22 protein-coding genes are annotated in these 22,630 nt (G+C 32.5%); 11 read left to right on the forward strand and 11 right to left on the reverse strand.

The annotated features are described in order from the left end of the window. Positions 1–6: 6 nt before the first annotated feature. The 6 genes from modB to CYAN10605_RS17920 form a co-directional block, all read right to left on the reverse strand. Positions 7–1,851 carry a molybdate ABC transporter permease subunit gene (gene modB, locus CYAN10605_RS13005; protein ID WP_015220410.1) on the reverse strand — a complete coding sequence of 615 codons (1,845 nt, stop codon included), beginning with the start codon at positions 1,849–1,851 and terminating at the stop codon, positions 7–9. 136 nt (positions 1,852–1,987) lie between these two features. After that, the gene (gene modA, locus CYAN10605_RS13010; RefSeq protein ID WP_015220411.1) at positions 1,988–2,806 is read right to left on the reverse strand and encodes a molybdate ABC transporter substrate-binding protein; all 819 of its coding nucleotides are present in this window, start codon (positions 2,804–2,806) and stop codon (positions 1,988–1,990) included. Positions 2,807–2,963: 157 nt separating this feature from the next. After that, complete coding sequence (locus tag CYAN10605_RS18895; RefSeq protein ID WP_015220412.1) at positions 2,964–3,125, reverse strand: hypothetical protein; 162 nt, start codon at positions 3,123–3,125, stop codon at positions 2,964–2,966. A 71-nt stretch (positions 3,126–3,196) separates the two neighbouring features. Next, a complete protein-coding gene (locus CYAN10605_RS18200; protein WP_015220413.1) occupies positions 3,197–5,014 on the reverse strand; it encodes a serine/threonine-protein kinase in 1,818 nt (605 codons plus the stop codon). Between the two features lie 90 nt (positions 5,015–5,104). Further along, positions 5,105–5,695 (reverse strand): hypothetical protein, encoded by a 591-nt coding sequence (locus CYAN10605_RS13020; RefSeq protein ID WP_015220414.1) that lies wholly within the window; start codon positions 5,693–5,695, stop codon positions 5,105–5,107. 139 nt (positions 5,696–5,834) lie between these two features. Next, the gene (locus CYAN10605_RS17920) at positions 5,835–7,388 is read right to left on the reverse strand and encodes a 3'-5' exonuclease (RefSeq protein WP_015220415.1); all 1,554 of its coding nucleotides are present in this window, start codon (positions 7,386–7,388) and stop codon (positions 5,835–5,837) included. 351 nt (positions 7,389–7,739) lie between these two features. On the opposite strand from CYAN10605_RS17920, the gene CYAN10605_RS13030 reads away from it, so the two are divergent. The 9 genes from CYAN10605_RS13030 (at position 7,740) to CYAN10605_RS13070 (ending at position 15,295) form a co-directional block, all read left to right on the forward strand. Then, the gene (locus tag CYAN10605_RS13030) at positions 7,740–8,417 is read left to right on the forward strand and encodes a M28 family peptidase (protein WP_370670895.1); all 678 of its coding nucleotides are present in this window, start codon (positions 7,740–7,742) and stop codon (positions 8,415–8,417) included. 134 nt (positions 8,418–8,551) lie between these two features. Next, on the forward strand, positions 8,552–8,962 hold the full coding sequence (locus CYAN10605_RS13035) for a hypothetical protein (protein WP_015220417.1): 411 nt from the start codon (positions 8,552–8,554) through the stop codon (positions 8,960–8,962). A 198-nt stretch (positions 8,963–9,160) separates the two neighbouring features. Beyond that, entirely contained in the window at positions 9,161–10,597 is a 1,437-nt protein-coding gene (locus tag CYAN10605_RS17925) for a variant leucine-rich repeat-containing protein (RefSeq protein ID WP_015220418.1), read from the forward strand. After that, positions 10,584–11,192, forward strand: a complete 609-nt coding sequence (locus CYAN10605_RS13045) for a hypothetical protein (RefSeq protein WP_041922511.1) — start codon at positions 10,584–10,586, stop codon at positions 11,190–11,192. The genes CYAN10605_RS17925 and CYAN10605_RS13045 overlap by 14 nt, the downstream gene beginning before the upstream one ends. A gap of 108 nt (positions 11,193–11,300) precedes the next feature. Beyond that, positions 11,301–11,762: a hypothetical protein gene (locus CYAN10605_RS13050; protein ID WP_015220420.1), complete on the forward strand. Its 462-nt coding sequence runs from the start codon at positions 11,301–11,303 to the stop codon at positions 11,760–11,762. Between the two features lie 89 nt (positions 11,763–11,851). Continuing rightward, positions 11,852–12,310, forward strand: a complete 459-nt coding sequence (locus CYAN10605_RS19175; protein ID WP_015220421.1) for a PIN domain-containing protein — start codon at positions 11,852–11,854, stop codon at positions 12,308–12,310. 3 nt (positions 12,311–12,313) lie between these two features. Continuing rightward, entirely contained in the window at positions 12,314–12,517 is a 204-nt protein-coding gene (locus tag CYAN10605_RS13060; RefSeq protein WP_015220422.1) for a hypothetical protein, read from the forward strand. Between the two features lie 453 nt (positions 12,518–12,970). Further along, positions 12,971–13,993 (forward strand): ATP-binding protein, encoded by a 1,023-nt coding sequence (locus CYAN10605_RS13065; RefSeq protein ID WP_015220423.1) that lies wholly within the window; start codon positions 12,971–12,973, stop codon positions 13,991–13,993. A gap of 18 nt (positions 13,994–14,011) precedes the next feature. After that, positions 14,012–15,295, forward strand: a complete 1,284-nt coding sequence (locus CYAN10605_RS13070; RefSeq protein ID WP_015220424.1) for a vWA domain-containing protein — start codon at positions 14,012–14,014, stop codon at positions 15,293–15,295. Positions 15,296–15,337: 42 nt separating this feature from the next. Here CYAN10605_RS13070 and CYAN10605_RS19500 read toward each other — a convergent pair whose 3' ends face one another. The 3 genes from CYAN10605_RS19500 to CYAN10605_RS13080 form a co-directional block, all read right to left on the reverse strand. Continuing rightward, complete coding sequence (locus CYAN10605_RS19500; RefSeq protein WP_502688800.1) at positions 15,338–15,457, reverse strand: VapC50 family PIN domain-containing toxin; 120 nt, start codon at positions 15,455–15,457, stop codon at positions 15,338–15,340. 112 nt (positions 15,458–15,569) lie between these two features. Continuing rightward, entirely contained in the window at positions 15,570–15,833 is a 264-nt protein-coding gene (locus tag CYAN10605_RS19180; RefSeq protein WP_051018148.1) for a hypothetical protein, read from the reverse strand. Then, entirely contained in the window at positions 15,826–16,251 is a 426-nt protein-coding gene (locus CYAN10605_RS13080) for a helix-turn-helix domain-containing protein (protein ID WP_015220425.1), read from the reverse strand. The genes CYAN10605_RS19180 and CYAN10605_RS13080 overlap by 8 nt, the downstream gene beginning before the upstream one ends. A gap of 184 nt (positions 16,252–16,435) precedes the next feature. Here CYAN10605_RS13080 and CYAN10605_RS13085 point away from each other — a divergent pair, with 184 nt between their 5' ends. Further along, positions 16,436–18,967 (forward strand): exonuclease domain-containing protein, encoded by a 2,532-nt coding sequence (locus tag CYAN10605_RS13085; RefSeq protein ID WP_015220426.1) that lies wholly within the window; start codon positions 16,436–16,438, stop codon positions 18,965–18,967. 263 nt (positions 18,968–19,230) lie between these two features. Continuing rightward, positions 19,231–20,976 carry a DNA repair protein RecN gene (recN, locus tag CYAN10605_RS13090; RefSeq protein WP_015220427.1) on the forward strand — a complete coding sequence of 582 codons (1,746 nt, stop codon included), beginning with the start codon at positions 19,231–19,233 and terminating at the stop codon, positions 20,974–20,976. 14 nt (positions 20,977–20,990) lie between these two features. Here recN and CYAN10605_RS13095 read toward each other — a convergent pair whose 3' ends face one another. Next, the gene (locus CYAN10605_RS13095; protein ID WP_051018150.1) at positions 20,991–21,275 is read right to left on the reverse strand and encodes an ArsR/SmtB family transcription factor; all 285 of its coding nucleotides are present in this window, start codon (positions 21,273–21,275) and stop codon (positions 20,991–20,993) included. Between the two features lie 144 nt (positions 21,276–21,419). Beyond that, entirely contained in the window at positions 21,420–22,616 is a 1,197-nt protein-coding gene (locus tag CYAN10605_RS13100) for a 4-hydroxy-3-methylbut-2-enyl diphosphate reductase (protein WP_015220429.1), read from the reverse strand. Between the last annotated feature and the right edge of the window lie 14 nt (positions 22,617–22,630).

Raw genomic sequence — 22,630 nt, forward strand, 5'->3', positions numbered from 1 at the left:
CAACCCTTAATTATCAAATACCATAATTGTTGGGGGTAAAATTTGAACTTTCCAAGGGAAAGGGTTATCTTTTAATTCCATCCATTTATCTTTTAACACTTCCGCTTGTAGATTATAGTCTTCCTGATGATTAGTTGGTAGGTTTAACTTGAGGTATAGTGTCACACGATGTTGAGTTTCACTAATTGTTGCTAACCAACAAGGAAAAGTATTGATTTGATGCTCTTGATTTATATTGGGAAAAAGAAGATGATGAGCTCTAATGCCAATATATTTACAAGATTTTGATACTGGCTCAATTAGTTCTAAAGTACAATTCCAGTCTAGTGCTTTAATTTTATTGTGAGCTATTATCTCTACAGAAGAAAAATTTTTACACCCTGTTAACTGTGCTGATCTAAAATTGGGAGGACACTCAAAAATATCTTGTTTCCTGCCAGATGCGATCGCACTTCCTCGATCTATAATGAGAAGATAAGGACAAACTCGATAGGCTTCTTCTAAATTATGGGTGATAAAAAGAGTCGCTCCTTGATAATGAATTAAACTATTTCTGAGTAATTTTTCTTGTTTATCTCGCAAATAAGTATCTAAAGCAGAAAAAGGCTCATCTAATAACATTATCTCAGGTTTACTAGCTTTTGCGCGGGCTAAAGCAACCCTTTGTTGTTGTCCTCCTGAAAGTTGTGTTGGATAATAATGACCCATCCCAGACAATCCCACAGTAATAAGTTGTCTTTCAATTTCCGCTTTCATTTCTTGATAAGACTGTTGAGGTGGCATTCCAAAAGCAATATTCTCCGCAACAGTTAAATGAGGAAAGAGAGCATAATTCTGAAATAAAAAACCGCAATTTCTTTCTCTTGGCGGTAAATTAATCTTTTGAGATGAATCAAACAAAACTTTGCCATTTAAGATAATTAAACCTCGATCAGGGGTTTCCAGTCCAGCAATACACCGTAAAATCATGCTTTTCCCCGCACCTGATGCCCCTAATAAACCCAAAGGAGTTTGATCTGTTTTAAAATTAACGTCTAAGCAAAATTCCGATAATTGTTTTTGAATTTGCACCACCAACTCGATTTTAGCTTGAACAAAAGGATAATTACGATTTTTAGAAGTTAATAAGGGTTTTTTTAGCCAAAATTGGAGATTATAACCATTTAATTGATGGTGACGCTTCAATTTATCAAATCCTTTACCCTCGGTAGTGTAATTAACTACCATAATCACTCCCAGAGAAATTACCAACATGATGATGACTAACCCCATTGCTTCATCCATCTCACCACTTTCCGAAGCAAAAAAAATAGCGATGGGAATAGTTTCCGTTTTGTTGGGAATCGAACCTGCCAACATTAAAGTAGCCCCAAACTCCCCCAAAGCACGAGCGAAAGAAAGTAAAATTCCTGCAATTAGACCATTTTTAGCTAAAGGTAAGATAATTCGCCAAAAAATAACCCATTCTCTTGCTCCTAATGTTCTTGCACAATCTAGTAAATTAGTATCAATTTGTTTAAATGCACCCAAAGCCGTTTTATACATCAAGGGAAATGCTACCACTGTGGAAGCAATAACAGTAGCATACCATGAGAAAATAACAGTAAAATCAAATGAATTAGCTAATAACTGTCCGATAAAGCCATTTTTACCGAATAAAAAGAGTAAGATAAAACCGACAACGGTGGGTGGTAAAACTAAAGGTGCAGTTAAAATACTTTCAATTACAGGCTTAAATTTGTTTTTGCAACCTAACATCCACCAAGCGCTGAAAATACCCAGAAAAAAAGTGATAATAGTTGCCGTTATGGCAGTTTTTAGAGAAATCCAAACAGGAGTTAAATCAATCATGATTAATGGGATGAAATAGGAAAAACTAAAACTGTCGATATTGGCGTAATAATTTCACCTGAGTTCAATTTTAAATAACATTCCAACCGTATTCTTTCAGCGATTTTAAGCCTTAAAGGGGCTAACTACAAACTTTTCACTTACTAAATCCATATTTTGTAAACATTGTTTGAATTTCGGAAGTACTCAAGAAGTTGATTAATTGTTTTGATTCTTGGGGATTTTTACTGTCTTTGACAACTGCTATGGGGTAAACAACAGGGGAGTGACTACCTGATGGAGCTGTAGTAACTACTTTTACTTCATCTTCGATTTTGGCATCAGTAAGATAGACAATTCCAGCGTCAACATTACCTGTAGCCACATAGTTAAGAACTTGACGAACATCTTTACCATAAACAGCTTTAGCATTAATTTGTTCTGTAATTTTATAGTAATGTAAAACTTCTTGAGCATATTTACCAGCAGGTACACTTTGAGGCTCACCGAGGGCAATTTTTGTTATATTTGTATTAGTTAAATCAGTAAAATTTGTAATATTTACTTTATTTTTATTGTGATTTTTAGGTACAATCAAAACTATTTTATTACTGACTAAATCATAGCGAGTTCCTTCTAATAATAATCCTTTTTTTTCTAAAGCATTTATTTGTTTATCGGCGGCAGAAATGAATACATCTACAGGGGCTCCTTGTTCAATTTGCCGTTGTAATGAACCCGATGAACCAAAATTATATATAAGTTGTGTTTGAGAATATTTTTGCTCATAAAGAGGCTTGATTTCCTCCATAATATTTTTTAAACTAGCGGCACATGATACAGTTATTTGAGTCGCAGAATTTCCTAAATTGATCTTATTTGATTGTTTATCATCTAAACCATAAAAATCTATTTTTAATAAAGAAAAACAAATAATTACACTAAAAAATATTAACCAATTCTCACGCCATCCCATAAAATTTATAACTATAAATTACTTTTAAGAGAATAACTTACTTTAATATAATTATCTAATTTCTTTGATAGTCTTGGGAAGAAATGTTATTCTTTCCTGCCGCTTTCAAAATCATTCGTGCGATCGAGAATTCTGTTTTGTCAGTAGTTTTCCATCCTCAAAAAACATCGCTATAAGCATCAAAAATAACAGATAATTCATCTTCAATCGCAGAATCATATCTGAAAAAATCGGCTGTATGCCAATAAACTGCTGTTCCTTTAACTTTTTTAAAGCGTTCTAAATTTTCGTCTGTTGGTTCAAGAATAAATTTGTTCATTTTCGGGAAATATACTAACTTTAATTATGAATAATAAGAGTAGAAATGAAGATAATAAAATTGGGAAACGATCAATTTCTGATATTAATTTCAGAACGAAATAAAACGAAACTAATTAGATAACGAGAAAAAGTCCACTGACGATAGACTTCCAACTGTTCAGCAACACGATCTAATTCTTGTTTTACCATCATCAACTGATTTTCTTGTTTTTGCATAAATGGACTATTTTCTAAGTGTGTTTCTTGTTCTTTTATTCTTGCTATTACATCTAAAATTCTTTCTTGCTCTAGTTTATATTTACGATTAATATTAATTTGATTAATCCTAATATTTTCTCTTAATTTTACCTTCTCTTCACTTAATTGATTAGACAAATCTAAATACTTTTTATCTATTTTTTCTTGAAGATAGATCGGTAAGATTTTAGGAACATTGTTTCTGGCGTTTGTTTCCATTTGTTGTCGCCAATTAACTAAATTAGAAGCCCTTACTTCCCCTATTCCTTTAACATTTTTAGCACGATAATAACTAATATCACAAACTCGAACAATACCTGCATTATTCAATTTTTGTAAGAATTTTTGACCAATACCCTCCACCGAATCAGGATTAATAGGTTTATTAAGTTCACGATTAATAAAATCATTTTGTATTCTTTTTAACTCCTGACTAATTTCTTTATTTTTATTATTTTGTAACTGACTCAATTCTCTTTCTATATTAGAAATTTTTTGTTCTAAAGGTTTATTTACTCGGATAATTTCATCTTCTTCTTGATTTGATAATTGTCTTTGTTTTTGCTGTTGTTCTATTAATTTTTGACTAACATTATCTTTCTCACCTTCTATAGCTTTTGTTATCTTGATTCGTTCTTTTTGTAATTCTTTTTTTCTACTATTAAGTTGTTTTTTTACTGTATAATTAACTGATTTTATAAACCTGATATAAACCAAAAATATAACTATAAAAATACTAATAAAAGTGTAAATAAAAGCAAACGCTGTTTGTGTAGTAATAATGATAATAGAACTAACAAAGAGAAAAGTAAAAGTCAACCTTTCTTTCTTGAAATTTTCTCTTGTAATAATTGATTTCTTTTCTAATGCTTCCAAAGCCATTTTAGCATTTTGATAACGCAAACTTGGATTAGGTTCAACCATTCTTTCTAACCAGTTGATAAAATGAACACCCACATTAGGCATCTTTTTATCAAACATCACCCTATTACTTGAAAGATCCATTAAACTGCCTACATCTCCTGATTTAGTATTAGTAATTAAACAAATTAAAGTCATCCCAACACTGTATAAATCTGAGGCTTCAGTTAATTTTTGATTGTGCAATTGTTCAGGAGGCATAAATCCAAAAGTACCCCCCATCATCGTACTTAATGCTATCGTTTGATGACCAATTTTAGCTAAACCAAAATCTACTAAATAGATTTGTTTGTTTTGATCCATTAAAACATTTTCTGGTTTTATATCACGGTGAAAAATAGGGGGTAATCTTTCTTGTAAATAAACTAGAATGTCGAGGATTTGTTTAGCAATATTCGTTACTTCTTCTAAACTTAAAGTCGTAAAATTAGATAATGGTTGAGCAGATTTATATTCCTGAACTAAACATAATCCTTCTTCGGAATCAAATTGGCTAATATAGCGAGGAATACCAGGATGATTTAATTCTTTTAAAACTTCTATTTCTCTTTCAATTTCTTTATAGCTATCCCAATTGTTTGTGGTAGCAAAACGAAATTGTTTAATCACAACGTATTGCTGAGTTTTTAGATCAATAGTTTGGTAAGTAATTCTTCCTCCTTGAAGATTATGATTTAATTGTTTAATTAGTTGATAACCAAAGGAATTAAAGTTTGATAGATTAGTCATTTTAGCTAAATTAAAATTTAATAGAATTAATATTTTATTTTTTGTTTTATTTCCTTGTTTTAACTCAACTGATAAAGTAATAAATATCAGTTATTTAACAATATATTTTGTATTTTTAAAGATTAAATAATTAATGGTACGATGATCTATTTGACGTAAGCGATTTTTACCTCTTTCTATTTCTAAATCAATGGCACTGCTTCTGCCCATTTCATTATTAATTTCCAATAAATAACCAATTAAAGTTCTTTCTTCCCCCTTATTTAAATCTTTACTAATTTTTTGTAAATTTTTTTCAATATCCTCATAACTAAGAGGTTTTCCTTCTTCATCTTTAATAGCAGTTAATAATTTATTTTTAATGTCCGTAGGTTTTACTTGTTTATTAAAATTAACTGTAAATATTTGCTGTCCAATATTGGCTAAAACATGATTAATTTCTGTGCGAGTAATATATTTTTCTATATGATATTGACTAGCAGAATACATCTCCCATACTAAATCTTTATCTATAGTTGATTCTATACCCTTATCACTGATAACTTTAATAGTTTTAGGGTTAACTTTAATTACTTTATAATATTGAATTTCCGCTAAATACTCTCCTACTTGAATTTGATTAACATTAAGATTACCTCTTTGTCTAATCAAAGGTTTTTGAGATAAATTTTGTTCTGTCATGATTGATTTCTCCAGTCAATTTTATGCTTCTCGTTTCTATATATTTATCCAGTTATTTTTGTAAAATTATGCGGTAATCAGAAAAATATTTTTAAAATCAAGTAAATATTTTAGTTATTAAATGAGTTACAAATATGTTTTAGCAATTAACATATCTAGTAGGATAAGCCATACCTTGAGGGAAATAATGTGCGACATTCATACCTATATAATGTTGTTTATCTTGTGCTATTTCTCCTTCAAAACAATATCTTTCATTACCATTGGTGATAACTCCTGAAAAATGCCAAGAATGAATGCGGTAAACTTGTTTGACAATTCCTTTATAAACTGCAAAACCATAATCTGCATTTTCTCGACGCTCTTTTAATACCCAATTTCCTCTTGTAGCGTCATAAAGTTCTTCGGGAGATAAATCAGGCGAATAAGTTTTAGTAATACGAAATAAAATGGCTGATTCTGTAATATTTAGACGATTAGAAGATAAAGATACATTTTGAGTATTTTGATTGTTATTTGTTGATGCAGTTAATCTATTAAAAGAATTATTATTTTTCTCATTTTCAATTATTTCTTGACCTTGATAATAAGCCCATTTTTCGTGATAACCTAGTGCTTGACCAATAACTTTTAATTTTTCTAAGTCTAAATCAAATTTACTTCTAATTTGATGATAAACCCAAACTCTTTGATAATTTTTTTCTTTTTGTATATTTAATAATCGCTTTAATTCTTCTTCAAAATTTGAGGGTTTACTATTAATATCTTCTTGATTATTTATTGGATTATTTTCTGCTTTGATTTCAGGTTGATTGACTGAAAATGAATTGTAGATATGTTCTAATTTTTGATGAACCTGAGTGAGAAAAATAATATCCATTACGGCATATTTTATCTGTTTTTCTGTTAGAGGACGCATTGCCCAATCGCTTCCTTGTTCATTTTCTTCAATGGTAAAACCACATAAATAGCTCGCTAAGGTTTTTAATTGTCTGTTGGATGTTCCTAATTGTTCTAAAGATAATTTTTGAGATAACTTATAAGTACAGAAAATATTTTGAACTTGATTTGTTCCTCCTAAAAACTTTACATCATAAGAAGCATTATGAAAAACTTTTTGGATATTTTCATTAACCATTATTGTTTGAATAAAGTAGTCTATTAAATGGTTTTTATCTAATAAATCTAAAAGATAAATGGATTCCCCTGTTAAGTCATTAGGGTTAGCGGTTATTTGTAATAGAGATAGTCTTTTTTTCGGTTTATCCCAGTCGGCGGTTTCGGTGTCAAGCCAAAGAATAGAATTATTGCTAAGTTGATCAATAGTTTGTTTAATTATTTCTTCATCTTCTAAATACTGATATTTGATTACATTTTCTTTTCTTTCGGATTCTTCCTCTATAATTTTTTGTGTTTTTGATTCTGGTAAAGTTGTCAGTATTTCAGATTCTTGCTCTTTTTCTTCTATAATTTCTGATGTTTCTGATTCTGACAAGATTGTCGATATTTCAGATTCTTGCTCTATTTTTTTTGATGCTAATTGGGTATATATTGCTGATGAAATTCCTGTAATAATACCGATAATTTTTAATGAATTAGACTTAATAAAAAAACCAGTGAGAATGATTAATAAGCTACTAATCAAGCCAATAATATTAATAGTTGTTTGCGAGTTATTTTTATTTTTAGTCATGATTATGATGAATTATTTATTGATAATTTAATTTGTTTTTATCTTGTCTATGTATTTATCTTGTTAGTTTATTGATTTTATGCAGTAAGGAGAAAGAATATTTTTTGTTAATAAAATGAAATACAATATAGTTTTTTCGAGGGTATAATACAAATAAAATAATCATAACACTCAACAGAATTCATGTCCTATAACCCTAGTCAATCAAGGTTAGAGAAAGAATTAGAAGCAATTTGCATTCCCGGTCATCCCGTCTGGAATAATTGGGGTTATCAAAAAGTACAGGAATATATTGAAACAAAATTAAACGCCTGTGGAAAAGTAGAAAAGCATATTTTTCCTAGCATGGAAATGGAAGGCTGTAACCTAATCCTTAAACTCGAAGGCAATAATCCCCAATTAGCACCGATTCTCATTGGCGCCCACTATGACGGTGTACCAGATACTGCGGCTGCAGATGATAACGGCACGGCGGTGGTGGCTTTACTTCAACTGGCGGAAATGTTCGCCCAACAATCTTTAAATCGCTCTCTCTGGTTAGTGGCATTTGATCAGGAAGAATGGGGCATGAGAGGAAGTAGTGCTTTAGCACGACACTTGAAAGAGCAAAAACAACCTTTGAAGTTAATGATTTCTTTGGAAATGTTAGGTTTTACCTGTGAGGTTCAGAATTACCCTCAACCTGAGATGTATCAATTATTTGGTAGTAAGGGAGATTATTTAGCTCTCGTTGCTAATCAGGAAATATACTTACTGGTACAGGAGATGAATGAAATTTTTAGTCGTCATCTACCGACAAGGTTTCTCTGTGTGCCTGATAGGGGAGCTAGTTTTCCTGAAATAACATTGAGTGATCATTCTCCCTTCTGGGAATGTGGTTATGACGGCTTATTGTTGACCGATACTGCTTTTTTGCGAAACCCTAACTATCATAAATATAGCGATACTATTGATAGTCTGGATTTAGACTTTTTTGCCAAAGTGGTGGAAGGATTGATTTTAGTGACAAAACATTTAACACAGAGTTAATTAATCGATTTGGCAAGATTGGGAGAAATTATTTTTGCTCATTGTTGCATAAATTATCAGTTTGAATTGGATAAATAAATAGAACCAAAATAACACACCAATTTAACCATAAAATTACAATCAGGACATAAGATATGCGACGACTCAACTTTTATTTTTCAATTATTCTTCATTCGGGGCTTGTTGCCTGTAGTGGATTAGTGGGCGGAGATCCAATAGTGATAGAATATTGTACAGAAATAGGTAATAGTAAATCTGTTTGCAGTTGTGCCGCCAAAAAGTTGAAGGCGAATGCCGAAGAAGATGTATATAGCAACTACATTCAGATTCTTAATAACACGAAGAACCTTTCCGAAGAGCATAATTTTGAGCAAGAAGCAGAGAATGTTGATGATCTTTCTGGGACTATTGGTATTTTGGTAAAAGGCACTACGCTCATCTTTAGTGCTGGGGAGGAAGCTGGATTAAATTGGATTGAAACACTCGGAACGCTCAGTACGATCGAGCCAATCCTTGAAAATGCTATTGTTGCCTGTGGTATGTGACCAATGAACTCTGCCTAGACTAAATTAGATAGTAGTTGAAACAGAATTATAAGTTAACCTAAATATAAGGTTCTTGTAACTAAGTGCAACGCAATTTACAAAGATACCATTGTTTCGCTCATTCATTGCATAAATTATCAATATAAACTGGATATATCCATAGAAACACAAATTATCACTTTATAGCAAAAATAAATTATGACTGATAACAAAAAAGCGACTAAACACTCCACCACCGAAACAAACATAAATGTTGAAGGTTTATCAGAAATTATTTTGGAATGTTATAAAAAAAATAATAAATTAAAAATAAGAGTTATTTCCGAAGGTTATGATTCAGAATTAAATGTTAGATTTCCTCGTGATTTAAGAGAAGAAGGGGCATTATATTCAGTAGAAACCATAGAAAAAACAAAAGGGAACTACTATTTAGTCAAAGGAAATATCACTAAAATTGATCAAGACTTAGATTCTGTCATTGCTAAAAATTCGGACTTAAATAATGAACAAAGTCAAACCATTCTCACAGAAGAAAAAACGTTAAAGGAAACCACGACTCCTCAAGATTTAACCGAATTGGCAAATGAACGTGCGGAAGCATCTGGGGAAACTACTACTTCTGAAAGGTTAAAAGAATTAGCAAATAAAAGTATTGAATTAGCTTGTCTGGTTGCACAAAATCCCCATTGTCCATCGGATTTACTGGCGGAGTTAGCTCATAATGAAGATAGGTTAATTCGTCAGGCAGTAACCAATAATCCCAATACTCCTAAAAATACTTTATTAAAATTGGGCACTGAATTTCCCGAAGAATTACTAGATAATCCGATCTTTGATTTGTTATTACTAGAAAACCCCAACTTATTAGCTGAGATGCCCACTAGCACTCTTAAAAGCATGGTGAAAATAGAAACTGTACCAAACTCCTTTTTAAATTGGGCGGTAAATTATGGTGATGATGAGGTGTTAATCGCTTTATTGAGCAATCCTCAATTATCCCAAGAAGATTTAGTCCAGCTAACAAAACATAAAAACCCTCAGATTGTAGAAGAAGCGAAACTTCACATTAATTGGAATGAGGAAATTGAAAATCCAGAAGAATTTATCCGCAAAGCCTTGAGGTACAATAATTTAAGTTCTTATATGTTAAGGGAAGAGTTAGAGTTTTTTGTTAACTATTTTTTTAAGGAAATGATTTCTTCTCAATGGGGTTATGATCTCTTATTTTCTAATAAGAATCTTCGCATTAGTTTAGCCTCAAATCCCAATACTCCTGTAAGAGTATTAGAAAAATTAGCTACTGATGATGATAAAGATGTTCGCCGTAGTGTAGCAGAAAATCCCAATACTCCTGTAACCTTATCAAAAAAATTAGGCATTGATTATATATTTAGAATATCTGAAAAAAGTCGAAGACCAGATTTAGGGTGTTTAGCGGTATTTCTTAGCCCCTATGCAGAAACTTCTCACCTTGCCAAAAATTTCCGTTCTACTTCTTGGTTAGAGCGCTGGGCGATCGCTCAAAATCCTAATACCCCTGAGAATACCCTTAGTTATTTAGTCCAAGACGGAAACAGATTAGTCAGGAGTGCCGCCGAATTAAACATCAAACAAAGACAAAATGGGGGTAAATAATATGGCTTATCTTGATGGCTGGAAAGAGTTTTGTTACTGGATAAAGATGAATCCAGATGCTCCCCTTCCAGATGGTGTTAATCTTTCGGAGTTGTATCGTTTTGCCGCCCGTTATCGCCTTAGTTATTCCTATCAGGGTATTAATCTCCAAGATTACCCTGAGCAAAGTGTGGAGGCTTATGGTTGTCTTTTGGGGGTTTTTCTGGCTTACTCTGCTTTTGAACAATTATACAAAGCCGTTGGTTTAACACAGATAAGGGGAAAACATATTGTTGAGGAATGGGCGATCGAAAATGAATCTATTGCTGAGGAGTTACGCAAGAGCCATAGAGTTATAGATTTTCTTCATGATAAAGTTGATACAAATGGATTAAAACGGAGAATAATTGAATTTAAACTAGGAAATAATCATAATATTTTGATTTTGGCTCAATCTATTAGACATCTAGTGGCTCATGGGGTAATGACGGTTCATGGTGGAAATGTTAACTCGAAAACAAGCATTGGATTTTGCAATATTCTCAAAGAAAATTTGGATAATAAAACTCAATATTGCTTTGAAAATTATGTTTTAAATCCGATTATAGTTAAATAAAATCTTTAAATAACTCTGGTAAAAAAGTAATAAGTAATTCACAATCTATAAAGTGTACTATATTTACTAATAAACATAATTTTAATCACATAATTAAAGTAAATTGCTATGGTTAAAAATGATAATTCATTATGGGAAAATTTAGATAAAAATACTTGTAAAAATCAAAAAAAATTACTTGATAAAATAAAATCTGAGAGAGAAAAATTAAAAGTTTTATTAGAAAATTTACATGATTCTGGTTATGAAATTTCTTTTAAAAATAAGAAGAATAATAAAGATAATGAGAACACTTTAAGAATTAGAAAAATAATTAATAGCGATGAAAAACATTATGGGCTTATTAGTGATGAGGTATTAAATAAGAATAAAAATACAAATAATCTTTTTGGCTATTGTTTAGACTTTAAATGTGACTATTGCCCAAATGATTTTCCTTATAATATATTGGGATTTCCTCAAGATAATGGGTGGTTTATTTACACAAAAAAAGAAAAATCTAAAGTTAGAGAGTATATTATTATTACTTCCATTGACTTAGCACATAAAATATTTAATCTATCAAAATAAGTGCGATCATATTTTTTTTCTGAAGGAGTGCGAACCGCAAAGCGGCATCTTCGATGAGCGCATCTTAAAATAATTTTTACTTTATAATCATGATTAAAATTTATCTTGATGTCTGCTGTCTAAATCGTCCTTTTGATGATTGGAGTTATGAAAGAAATCGTTTAGAAGGAGAATCTGTAACTTCAATTCTTCAACTTTTTAATTCTGAGCAATATAAATTAGTTAGTAGTGAAGTAGTTGAAGTTGAACTTAGAAAAATGAAAAACCTTGATAAATTAAAACAAATAAAAAACCTGCTAAAAAAAGCAGACCATACCATAATCTTAAATCAAGAAATTGACGCTCGATCTCAAGAATTAGAAAAACTAGGCTTTGGATTATATGATTCTTTTCATATTGCTAGTGCTGAATATGCTATGGTAGATGTGCTATTAACAACCGATGATAGATTACTCAAAAAAGCATTAAAATACCAGGATTTATTAAAAGTTAAATTGGACAATCCAGTTATTTGGTTAATGAATAATATTTTATTAAAAGGAGATTAAAAAATGATTCCAACTGAATTAAAACAAAAAGGTTATCAAGTATTAGTAAAAGAATTAGGACAAGTTGACACCATTCGTTTTTTACAAGAAATGGGTTGGGGAAATGGTGATTATACAAAAGAGCGTCAAGATACATTAAAAAATACTACTAGAGCAGAATTTTGGTGTGAAATTGAAGAAATGAGAAAAGAACAAAAACCAACATAATTTATATTAAATTAATAGAGTGCGATCAATTAGTTATAGAAATCCTAAATCATTCATGAGAAACTTAAAATAAGTTCCCCCTTTGTTTAAACAGGGTGTTTTCATTCTCAAAAATGTTAATTTCTGAAACTAATAAATACTGCTATATACAGAGCTTTTTAACTATTAATTAATCAATTATAAAAAAAAATAATATTTTTCAGCCAAATTGGGTTAAATTTATTTAACGAGAGCTATTAGCAATGAAATTGATTTCATTGCGGGGTAAGGGTTTCATCCCATAACTCGCTTTGCAATAAATTGACAAAGCTAATAGATAACGTTCAATGAATTGAACTAATAAAATATAATTTTACGCCGACTTTGTTTAAGGGGGGTTAGGGGGGATCAAATTCAACACTTAATATAGGTTAACAACCAAAAAACTTGTTCACTATTCACTAACAAATATTAATGACACCTGCTAACCTCCAAAAATATTTAAACAAACTGGTTAAAAACCAATTACACATTAGTACGATGATTTGGGGTGCACCCGGTATAGGTAAATCCAGTATTGTTGCCCAAGTCGCCCAAGAAAATAATCTCGATTTTATCGATTTACGGTTGTCTCAACTTGCCCCCACTGATTTAAGAGGTTTACCCGTAGCAGTGGCAGGAAGAAGTAAAAAACAAGGTATTTCCACATGGTATCCCCCCGATTTTTTACCCCAAGATGGTAAGGGTATTCTCTTTTTAGATGAGTTAAATATGGCACCGCCTACCATGCAGGGAGTGGCACAACAGTTAATTTTAGATCGGAAAGTAGGGGCTTATGAAGTGCCTGAAGGGTGGTTTATTTGGGCGGCAGGTAATCGTAAAGAAGATAGAGCGAGTATATTTGAAATGCCCTCTCCTTTAGCTAATCGTTTTCTACATTTGGAGGTAACTGTTGATTTTGATAGTTTTAAAGCCTACGCCCTGACAAATAACTTTCATGAACAAATTATCGCTTTTCTCAGTTACCGTAGCGAATTATTACATAAACTAGATATTCAAAGTCATGCTTGGGCTTCTCCTCGCACATGGGAAATGGCGAGTAAGTTACACTCTAATCAAATAGATATTACTCCTGCGGTGGGAGAGGGTGCAAGTGCGGAGTTTAATGCTTTTGTGGCGTTATATCAAAATTTACCTGATATTGACGGGATTTTAAAGGGTAAAGGAGAAAAAATCGACTTTCCCACCGAAGCATCTACCCGTTACGCTACTGCCATCGCCCTTGCTATTAGGGGGAAAAATGCCGATGAAGCGTTAAATAGTTTTCGCTGGTTGATTGATAAGGCAGGTAATGAATGGATACAGTTATTTGCTGTGGATTTAATGAGAATAATGAGGGAAAAAGGACAATTAGGGGCTTTAAGTAAGCTAATAAAAACGGAAAAACAATTACAAACTTTTTTCAAGGATTTTCAAAATATTATCGGTATTCTCTAATTTTTAGTTGTATCTATTATGAGTGAGATCGAGCAAAGTGAACAATTAATTAGTCATAGCAGATTAAGAATGAGGGTAAAATCCCCCTTTTTTGCTACTTTAGCCCTATTTGCCCAGTTTAAAGCTAGTTATGCCATTGATACCGCCGCTACAGATGGTAAAACAGTTTTTTATCATCCCGAATATTTGATTTCTTTACCGAAGGCACAACAAGATGGTTTAATTTTACATGAAATCTTGCACATGGCTTTATTGCATACTATTCGCCGACACCATCGAGAATGTCAGTTATGGAATATTGCTTGTGATATAGTGGTTAACGGTTTAATCGCTGAGGATAAAAATTATGAATTACCCCCCAATGGAATCCGTAAACCTGAATGGGAAACTAAAAGCGTTGAGGAGATTTACGAATTACTCTTACAACAACCCAATGAATCTAAACCTAGTCTGTTAATGCCAGATTTACTTAATCAACCTCTTTATGATTCTGACAACGAGGAGAATAATCAAGCAGAAACCACTAATAAATCTGCTAATAATCAGCAGGAAACCATCGATAAATCACCTAAAAATGGTAATCAGACTCGAAGTAAAGACAAATTTTTAGCAAACAATGATATTAATTTAGAGGTAGAATTAACAGGTTCAATCCAAGAACATAAACAAGGGGAATTAAAAGCCTATTGGCAGAATGCCATGCAACAAGCGAATATCGTTGCTCGAACCAGTAATCAAGGTAAATTACCAGCAGGGATGGAAAGGCAGTTCAAAGAATTACAATCAGCACAAATCGATTGGCGTACTTATCTTTGGCGGTATTTAGTGCAAACTCCGACGGATTTTCAAGGGTTCGATCGCCGTTTTATCTCTCATGGTTTATATTTAGATACTTTAGCAGGGGAATCAGTGCAAGTATATGTTTGCATTGATACTAGCGGTTCAATATCAGATCATCAGATGAATTTATTTTGTAGTGAACTACAGGGAATATTAGGAGCATATCCTCATCTCCAATGCCAATTATACTATGCCGATGCCAACATTTATGGAGGTTATGAACTAAAAGCTAACGATGACATTCCCAAACCCATTGGCGGTGGTGGCACATCATTTATTCCCTTTTTTGAACAAGTAGAAAAAACCAGAGACTTATGTTTACAAGGAGTTTGTGTTTATTTAACAGACGGTTATGGAGATTTTCCCAGAGATAAACCAAGTTTACCCGTTTTATGGGTAGTTGTGCCGGGGGGATTAGATATGGATAAATTTCCCTTTGGAGAAATAGTTAAGATTTACTAGAGAATATTTATGACTTTAATGGGCAGGGGATAACAAATAATCTCAAAACTTTTTTTGATTTAGTCTAGTAGCTGTCTGGGGTAATTTACTGTTTTGCAAAATTTTCACAAATTCTTTCTTAGAAATAGGAGGATTTTTTAACATTTTTATTTGTTCTTCCATTGCATCAATAAATTTTGCTGTATTATGTATCAATAATTGCTCAAGAAAAATATCAGGATGTAAAGCAATAATATTAAAATTATTTAATTCTTGCTCAGGAAAATCTTTAAGATTAAATGTAACAATTACATCTGCCTTTGATTAGGCAACCGATAACATTAGAATCCATTAAAAATCGAGTCCTTTGTAATTGTTCATTAGTCGAATCAGGTCGATTTTGCAAAACAGCACGAATCCACTCATTATGAATTTCATCACTCCATCTTGGACGAAACACCCCTTTTAATGCCAAGTGCATAAAAATATCTCTCAGTTGAGCAGGAAAAAGTACCGCAGTTACTTTTCTGTGACAAAAAATGCTCTCAATTTTATTCATAACCCAATTTTAATTCTTGAGCTTGTTTAGCTAATTCTTCCAGTGTTTTTAGCCTTTGTTCATCAATTTTGTTCTTATAATTAATAACATCTTCCGCCCTTAATCTACGGTGTTTTCCGACTCGACGAAACGGTATTGGCAATTCCCCTGATTCTAGTAATTCAATTAAATGCTGACGACTAACCTCTAATATTTCCGATGCTTCTGTGGTAGAAATTTCTTGATGATTAGATACTAAAGTTATGGAGTTACCTTCCGCAACCTCACGAATTATTTGTTCGACGAAATTAGCCAAATCAACGGGGATATTAACTGTTTCATGTTCTTCTAACTTTAATACGTTTATTTTAAATTTATGATTCAAAAGATTTTGAGCAACTTCTTTTATTTCCTCAGATGCAGTCAGTTTTATTACCATGACAATTCTTTCAATAAGCCAATAATTATTAATTTAGCACAAACGCTATAAACGCTACAAATAACTTAAATACTAACATTGTCTAACTCTTGTTCAATCTTTCTTTCACAAGTGAGTAAAGTTTTCCGATTTAAGAAGCTCGAACTCAGGTAAATTAATATAAGTTCGCAATTTTGTAATTATAATGAATTTTATTGTCATCGATACCGAAGGAAGTGACACCCTCAGAGAAATAGCCATTATCAACCAAGACGGAAAGCTAATTTATGAAGCCTTTGTTAGAACAAGAGGCAGTACAACAAAAAGACTAAATCACAAACCTCTAACAGAAATAGTCAGAGACTTACAAAACATCTTACCTAACCAAACCATTATCTGTCATAATGTACAGCACGATCGCGCCATTCTTGATAAGAGTTTTTATAAATGCCGACAACAATTACCTCAAGCACAATTTATTTGCACCCTTGAATTAGCACAACAAAAATACCCCAACTTCGACAGTTATCAACTAGGCAATCTCAGCCGTAGATTCTTTCTGCAAGTTGACAATCTTTATTTTAAAAGAGTTCAAGCCCATCGCGCTCGCTATGATGCACAATTTACCTTACAATTATATTTATACTTAACTTCTCACCCCCGAATAGAAGATAAACCAGCGATGAGAGTAGAAAAAATTGTGACAACACCCTCTGTTAAAAATCCCTTTAGTAGCAGTCGTGTAGATGACCCTTATCAAAATCATTTAGACTTTGAACATATATACAAAAGCCAATTTTATCATCTAAAATCCTTAGTAGAAGAAATTAAACAAGATAAAGAAAACCAACAAAGTCGAGGCGCATTGATACTGGGGGAAGCAGGAAGCGGAAAAACTCACCTGATGATGCGCCTAGCCAAAGCCACCTTAAAAACCAATCGCCTCTTATATGTGCGTCAACCGAATAATCCTAACTCTGTGATGCACCATATTTACTCAAGAATACTAGAAAGTTTTGCCCAAAAAGTTGACATCGAAGGCACTCAGCGCACTCAATTAGACTTACTTTTAGCTCATGTTTTTGTCAATATTTTAAAAACAATTCAGCAGGAGGATAAAACCCAAAAATTAGAGCAAATAATTCAACTTTTACAAGATGATAGCCTAATTTTATATGAACGTTTAGGAGGAGAAAATACCCAAAGAAATAGGGATAATTGGAAATATATAGAAACAAAAATAACTCAGTGGTGGGAAAATAATTATTCCGCTAGTGGTTACGCTCCTAATATTCTTAAAGGTATCATTAAATATTGTAGCTATAAAGATATAAAAACCAAAGATAAAGTCAGGAGATGGTTAACAGGAAACGAATTAGACAGTCAAATTTGTGAAGAAATAGGCTTAAATAATTGGCAAGAAGATAACCTAAGTAAAGAAGATTTTGCCTTAGAAGGAATCCGTTTATTTGGGCAACTATCCACCCTAGATGAACCATTAATTATTATCTTTGATCAATTAGAATATCTCATACATAAACCCGACATTTTAACCAGTTTTGGTAATGCTTTAAGGGAAATTATAACCCATGTTCCTAACTCGTTAATTGTAGTTAATCTTTTTCCAGATCGATGGCAAAGTTTTCAGGGATATTTTGACGATTCTACCATTGACAGACTATCTATTAACCAACTAATTTTACAAACTCCTTCGACAGGTGAATTAAAAAAAATGTTAGCCATGAAATGCGAAAGAGTTGGCACAACTTTAGAGGAGTTATTTAAGCCTGAAGATTTACAAATTATTTTAAAACAATCTTCTATCAGAAAAGTAATTAATAAAGCCTCAGATTATTACCATTATCGAGTGTTAAATTTACCCTTACCTGAAGAATTACCTCGTATTAACAAGGCTTCTGTAGAAGAAAGATTAGTAAGTTTAGAAAATGCCTTAACACAAATTGCTCTTATTTGTCAACCCTTATTAAATCATAATAACGAAAAACAATTAAATATAGAAACACATAAGAATATTAATAATAATGGATTAGATAACGAGAAACAAGAAGATATAATATTTGATTTTGAGATCAACAAAACGGAATCAACAAAGCCTAATGATGAGAAAATAAAAGTAACGAAAAATAATAAACTATCTCAAGAAAAAATAGTTTTAAATTATTTTGAAGAAAATGAGCAATTAATTTCTCAAAAATATGACAAACCTAACATTATTACCGATGATGATGAATATGGAAAATTAGTAACAATTATGGAAGCATTTAAAAGTTATGATTCAAGGATAGAATTAGACCATTTAACTTTAGGAAATAGAGTACTTCCTTCAAATTTATTAATTATTAAAGACAAGATTAAATTAGCAGTTGGTTTTCTCAATATTGGTGGTTCAGCTTTTACCAATAGAATCAGGAATTTCAATGAATTAGTTGTTTCTTCTCCTCAGACTAAATTCTATTTATTAAGAGATGAAAAAGAAGGAGAAATAACTGCTACAGGAGGTAGGAATAGAATAGAACAATTAAATTACACAAGTAATGGTCAATTTATGGTAGTAGATAAAGAAGCAAGAGTTATTTTTGAATCAATTTATAAAATGATTTTGGACATTAATCAAAATGATTTAGAAGTTAGTATGAATGATGCTATTAAAGTGGTTTTAAATAGGTATGCAAATTACTGGTTAATCAGGGAAATTTTTGCGACAAATCATAACTAACAAGTAGTAATTAGGAATTAGTAATTAGTAATTAGTAATTAAGACAAGGTAATAATTTGAGTTCGGAGAGTTCGCTGCGCTCGTTCCGCAAAGCGGTACAGAGTTAGGGGTTCGGAGTTAAGATAAGAGTAATAATTAACAATTAAAAACACCTAATATCTGCTACCTGACACCTGAAACCTGCAACCTGAAACCTTTTTCTTAGCCACAATCACCAGAAATAATATATCATGGCATATATTTGATGTGTAGTTAGGAAATGAATGCTGATAACTATTCGCATTGATAATTTTGCATTGGTAGATCATATAGAATTAGAGTTTGGTAAGGGGTTAAATGTTTTAACAGGAGAAACTGGTGCGGGGAAATCAATTATCCTCGATGCTATTGATGTGGTTTTAGGGGGAAAAGCTAATCAGAGGATGATTCGCACTGGTGCAAAAAAAGCTATTGTTGAAGCGACATTTTATTCATCCCCGTTGTTAGAGGATTGGTTGGAGGCTCAGGAAATAGAATCTTTCCATGATGGTACGGTGATTTGTGGCCGAGAATTGAGTATGAGTAAAGATAATTTTCGCTCTCGTTGTCGGATAAATGGAGTGGTAATTAATAAAACTGTAATTAATCAATTACGAGACCGACTTCTGGAAGTGACAGCCCAAGGAGAAACAGGGCAATTATTGTCTGTGACGACTCAGAGAGATTTATTAGATGCTTATGGGGGGGAAAAATTGGGTAAACAAAGGCAATTAGTGTCTCAAGCCTTTGCTAAAGCTCAAAAAGCCTTAGAAGCTCTTGAAACTCGTCGTCAGTGGGAGCAACAACGCCTTCAACGTCTTGATTTAATACAACATCAAATTAAGGAATTAAGTGCAGTACATTTGGAATCGGCTGATGAGTTGGAACAGTTGGAAATAGAGAGCGATCGCCTCACTCATGTAGTAGAACTGCAACAATTGAGTTATCAAGCCTATCAATTACTATATCAAAGTGAATCAGATGAAAGTCAGGCTGTAGCGGATATTTTGGGTAAAGCTCAATCTATTATCGGAGATATGGTTAATTATGACAAAGAATTGGGGAGCATACTAGAAATGGTGCAGGAAGCCTTAAATCAGGTAGTGGAGGCAGGACAACAAATTTATAGTTATGGATCGAGTTTAGAAGCAGATCCAGAGCGATTAGAGGAGATAGAAGAAAGAATTAGGCTTTTAAAGCGTATTTGTCGTAAATATGGCTCAAATTTGGGAGAAGTAATTGATTATTACCATAATTTACAAAAAGAGTTGACCGAATTAACGGATAATAGTCAGTCTATTGAGGAGCTAGAACAAAAATACCTTGCTAGTGAGCAAAAAATGCTCGATTTATGTGCTAAATTAACGGATTTGAGGACGAAGGCTTCAAAAAACCTAGAAACCCAATTAACCCAAGAATTAAAGCCTCTAGGCATGGCAAAAGTACAGTTTCAATGTCGGGTGACACCTATTAATCCTAACTATTGGGGAGCTGATCAAGTAGAGTTCTATTTTAGTCCTAACCCGGGGGAAGATTTACAACCTTTAGCGATGACTGCTTCGGGGGGAGAAATGAGTCGTTTTCTCTTGGCTTTAAAATCTTGCTTTTCTGAGGCTCAAAGGGATGATAAAACCCTAATTTTTGATGAAATTGATACGGGGGTTTCGGGGAAAGTGGCACAGGCTATAGCTGATAAGTTGCACAAATTAAGTCATCATCATCAGGTGTTATGTGTCACCCATCAACCCTTAGTCGCCGCTATGGCAGATCATCATTTTCGGGTGGAAAAACAATTGCAACAATCGTCTGATGGTAAGGATTTAAGAACTATTGTACAAGTACGACATTTAGAAGAAGAAATCCATCGTCGTGATGAATTGGCAGAGTTAACGGGAGGACATTCCGCAGAAGATGCGATCGCATTTGCTGATTCTTTGTTAGAAATGGCACAAACCAGAAAAGAGCAAATACTGTTATCACCGAGTAATTAGGAATGACTCTAACTCTATTCACAAAGACGAGTGGGAAGTAAAACAGTGTTACGTCTAAAATCGGCTAGATATTGTTCTAAAGCCACTAATTGAGATAAGTTAAGACTATAGTAAGTCCATTTTCCCTGTTGACGGCTATTAACTAAATTTGCTTCTCGTAAAGTTTTTAAGTGAAAAGATAATTTAGACTGACTAATATCCAAAACTTCGGAGATTTCACACACACATAATTCTCTGGTGCTTAATAACTCTAACACTTTAATTCTAATGGTATCGGATAAAGCACGGAAACCCGACATTACTTCTTTTTGTGACTCAATTGTTATAGATGACAATGGTTATTTTCTCCTAATTCGATCATAATTGGTGCTACACCTAACACTTTCGTTACTGTTTATGGAGTGGAAATAATCCACCAAACTAATCAAAATTCAAAAATTTGTTTAATGGGATTTTAATGCAAATATTTTCTCGATCACATCTTCTACTACTTTATCAGGGGTGGATGCGCCCGAAGTTATTCCCACGGTAATTTTTCCCTCTGGTAGCCAGTTTTCCTGAATCTCTAAGTCTTTGTCTAAGGGTTTATATTCTATTCTATTACCTTCTAAGATGCGATCGCAACTATCGATATGATAAGAAGGAATCTGGTTTTCTATGGCAATTTCTTGAAGATGAGTAGTATTAGAAGAATTGAAACCACCAATAACCACCATTAAATCAAGTTTTTCTTCTACCAAATCTAACATTGCATCTTGTCTTTCCTGAGTAGCATCACAAATAGTATTAAAGCTCATGAAATGCTGATTTAACTCGGCAGGATTATATTTTTTAATCATTGTTTGTTCAAACAACTTGCCAATGGCTTCTGTCTCACTTTTCAACATGGTAGTTTGATTAGCAATACCAACTCTAACCAAATCCACATCGGGATCAAATCCTTCAGAATAGGCATTTTTAAACTTATTCAAAAATTCGAGTTTATCCCCCCCATTGAGAATATAATTACAAACATATTGGGCTTCTTTCATATTTAAAACTACTAAATAAGTACCTGCAAAAGAACTGGTAGCGACGGTTTCTTCGTGTTTATATTTACCGTGAATAATTGAGGTATATTCTTTTTTCTTGTGTTTTTCCACCGAATTCCAAACCTTAGACACCCAAGGGCAGGTTGTGTCAACAATAGTACATCCTTTATCATTTAATAGTTGCATTTCACTAACACTTGCACCAAAAGCAGGTAAAATAACCACTTCTTTGGGGTTGACAACAGAGAAATCTTTAACACCATTATCAACAGGAATAAAATCTACATTCATCTCCCTTAAACGTTTATTTACTGAAGGATTATGTATAATTTCATTGGTAATCCAAATTTTTTCTGTAGGGAAATGAGTACGAGTTTCATATGCCATAGCTACTGCTCTTTCTACCCCCCAACAAAAACCAAAGGCTTCTGCTAAACGAATAGTGACATTTCCTTGGGTAATTTGATAATTATTTTGACGGATAGTTTGAATTAAATTACTTTGATATTCTTGATTGAGAGTTAAGGTAACTTCTTCTTGATGTCCAAATCCCTTACGATGGTAATTATCGGATTGCTGTAGAGTACGTTTAAATGTTTTAGTATCCATAGATATTATAGAAA

Source organism: Cyanobacterium aponinum PCC 10605, assembly GCF_000317675.1.
In the GTDB taxonomy this organism is placed as follows: Bacteria; Cyanobacteriota; Cyanobacteriia; order Cyanobacteriales; family Cyanobacteriaceae; genus PCC-10605.

Coding starts and splice junctions, on each gene's coding strand:
- modB (WP_015220410.1), bottom strand. CDS start 1,851: ATGATTGATTTAACTCCTGTTTGGATTTCTCTAAAAACTGCCATAACG.
- modA (WP_015220411.1), bottom strand. CDS start 2,806: ATGGGATGGCGTGAGAATTGGTTAATATTTTTTAGTGTAATTATTTGT.
- CYAN10605_RS18895 (WP_015220412.1), bottom strand. CDS start 3,125: ATGAACAAATTTATTCTTGAACCAACAGACGAAAATTTAGAACGCTTT.
- CYAN10605_RS18200 (WP_015220413.1), bottom strand. CDS start 5,014: ATGACTAATCTATCAAACTTTAATTCCTTTGGTTATCAACTAATTAAA.
- CYAN10605_RS13020 (WP_015220414.1), bottom strand. CDS start 5,695: ATGACAGAACAAAATTTATCTCAAAAACCTTTGATTAGACAAAGAGGT.
- CYAN10605_RS17920 (WP_015220415.1), bottom strand. CDS start 7,388: ATGACTAAAAATAAAAATAACTCGCAAACAACTATTAATATTATTGGC.
- CYAN10605_RS13030 (WP_370670895.1), top strand. CDS start 7,740: ATGGAAGGCTGTAACCTAATCCTTAAACTCGAAGGCAATAATCCCCAA.
- CYAN10605_RS13035 (WP_015220417.1), top strand. CDS start 8,552: ATGCGACGACTCAACTTTTATTTTTCAATTATTCTTCATTCGGGGCTT.
- CYAN10605_RS17925 (WP_015220418.1), top strand. CDS start 9,161: ATGACTGATAACAAAAAAGCGACTAAACACTCCACCACCGAAACAAAC.
- CYAN10605_RS13045 (WP_041922511.1), top strand. CDS start 10,584: ATGGGGGTAAATAATATGGCTTATCTTGATGGCTGGAAAGAGTTTTGT.
- CYAN10605_RS13050 (WP_015220420.1), top strand. CDS start 11,301: ATGGTTAAAAATGATAATTCATTATGGGAAAATTTAGATAAAAATACT.
- CYAN10605_RS19175 (WP_015220421.1), top strand. CDS start 11,852: ATGATTAAAATTTATCTTGATGTCTGCTGTCTAAATCGTCCTTTTGAT.
- CYAN10605_RS13060 (WP_015220422.1), top strand. CDS start 12,314: ATGATTCCAACTGAATTAAAACAAAAAGGTTATCAAGTATTAGTAAAA.
- CYAN10605_RS13065 (WP_015220423.1), top strand. CDS start 12,971: ATGACACCTGCTAACCTCCAAAAATATTTAAACAAACTGGTTAAAAAC.
- CYAN10605_RS13070 (WP_015220424.1), top strand. CDS start 14,012: ATGAGTGAGATCGAGCAAAGTGAACAATTAATTAGTCATAGCAGATTA.
- CYAN10605_RS19500 (WP_502688800.1), bottom strand. CDS start 15,457: ATGGAAGAACAAATAAAAATGTTAAAAAATCCTCCTATTTCTAAGAAA.
- CYAN10605_RS19180 (WP_051018148.1), bottom strand. CDS start 15,833: ATGAATAAAATTGAGAGCATTTTTTGTCACAGAAAAGTAACTGCGGTA.
- CYAN10605_RS13080 (WP_015220425.1), bottom strand. CDS start 16,251: ATGGTAATAAAACTGACTGCATCTGAGGAAATAAAAGAAGTTGCTCAA.
- CYAN10605_RS13085 (WP_015220426.1), top strand. CDS start 16,436: ATGAATTTTATTGTCATCGATACCGAAGGAAGTGACACCCTCAGAGAA.
- recN (WP_015220427.1), top strand. CDS start 19,231: ATGCTGATAACTATTCGCATTGATAATTTTGCATTGGTAGATCATATA.
- CYAN10605_RS13095 (WP_051018150.1), bottom strand. CDS start 21,275: ATGTCGGGTTTCCGTGCTTTATCCGATACCATTAGAATTAAAGTGTTA.
- CYAN10605_RS13100 (WP_015220429.1), bottom strand. CDS start 22,616: ATGGATACTAAAACATTTAAACGTACTCTACAGCAATCCGATAATTAC.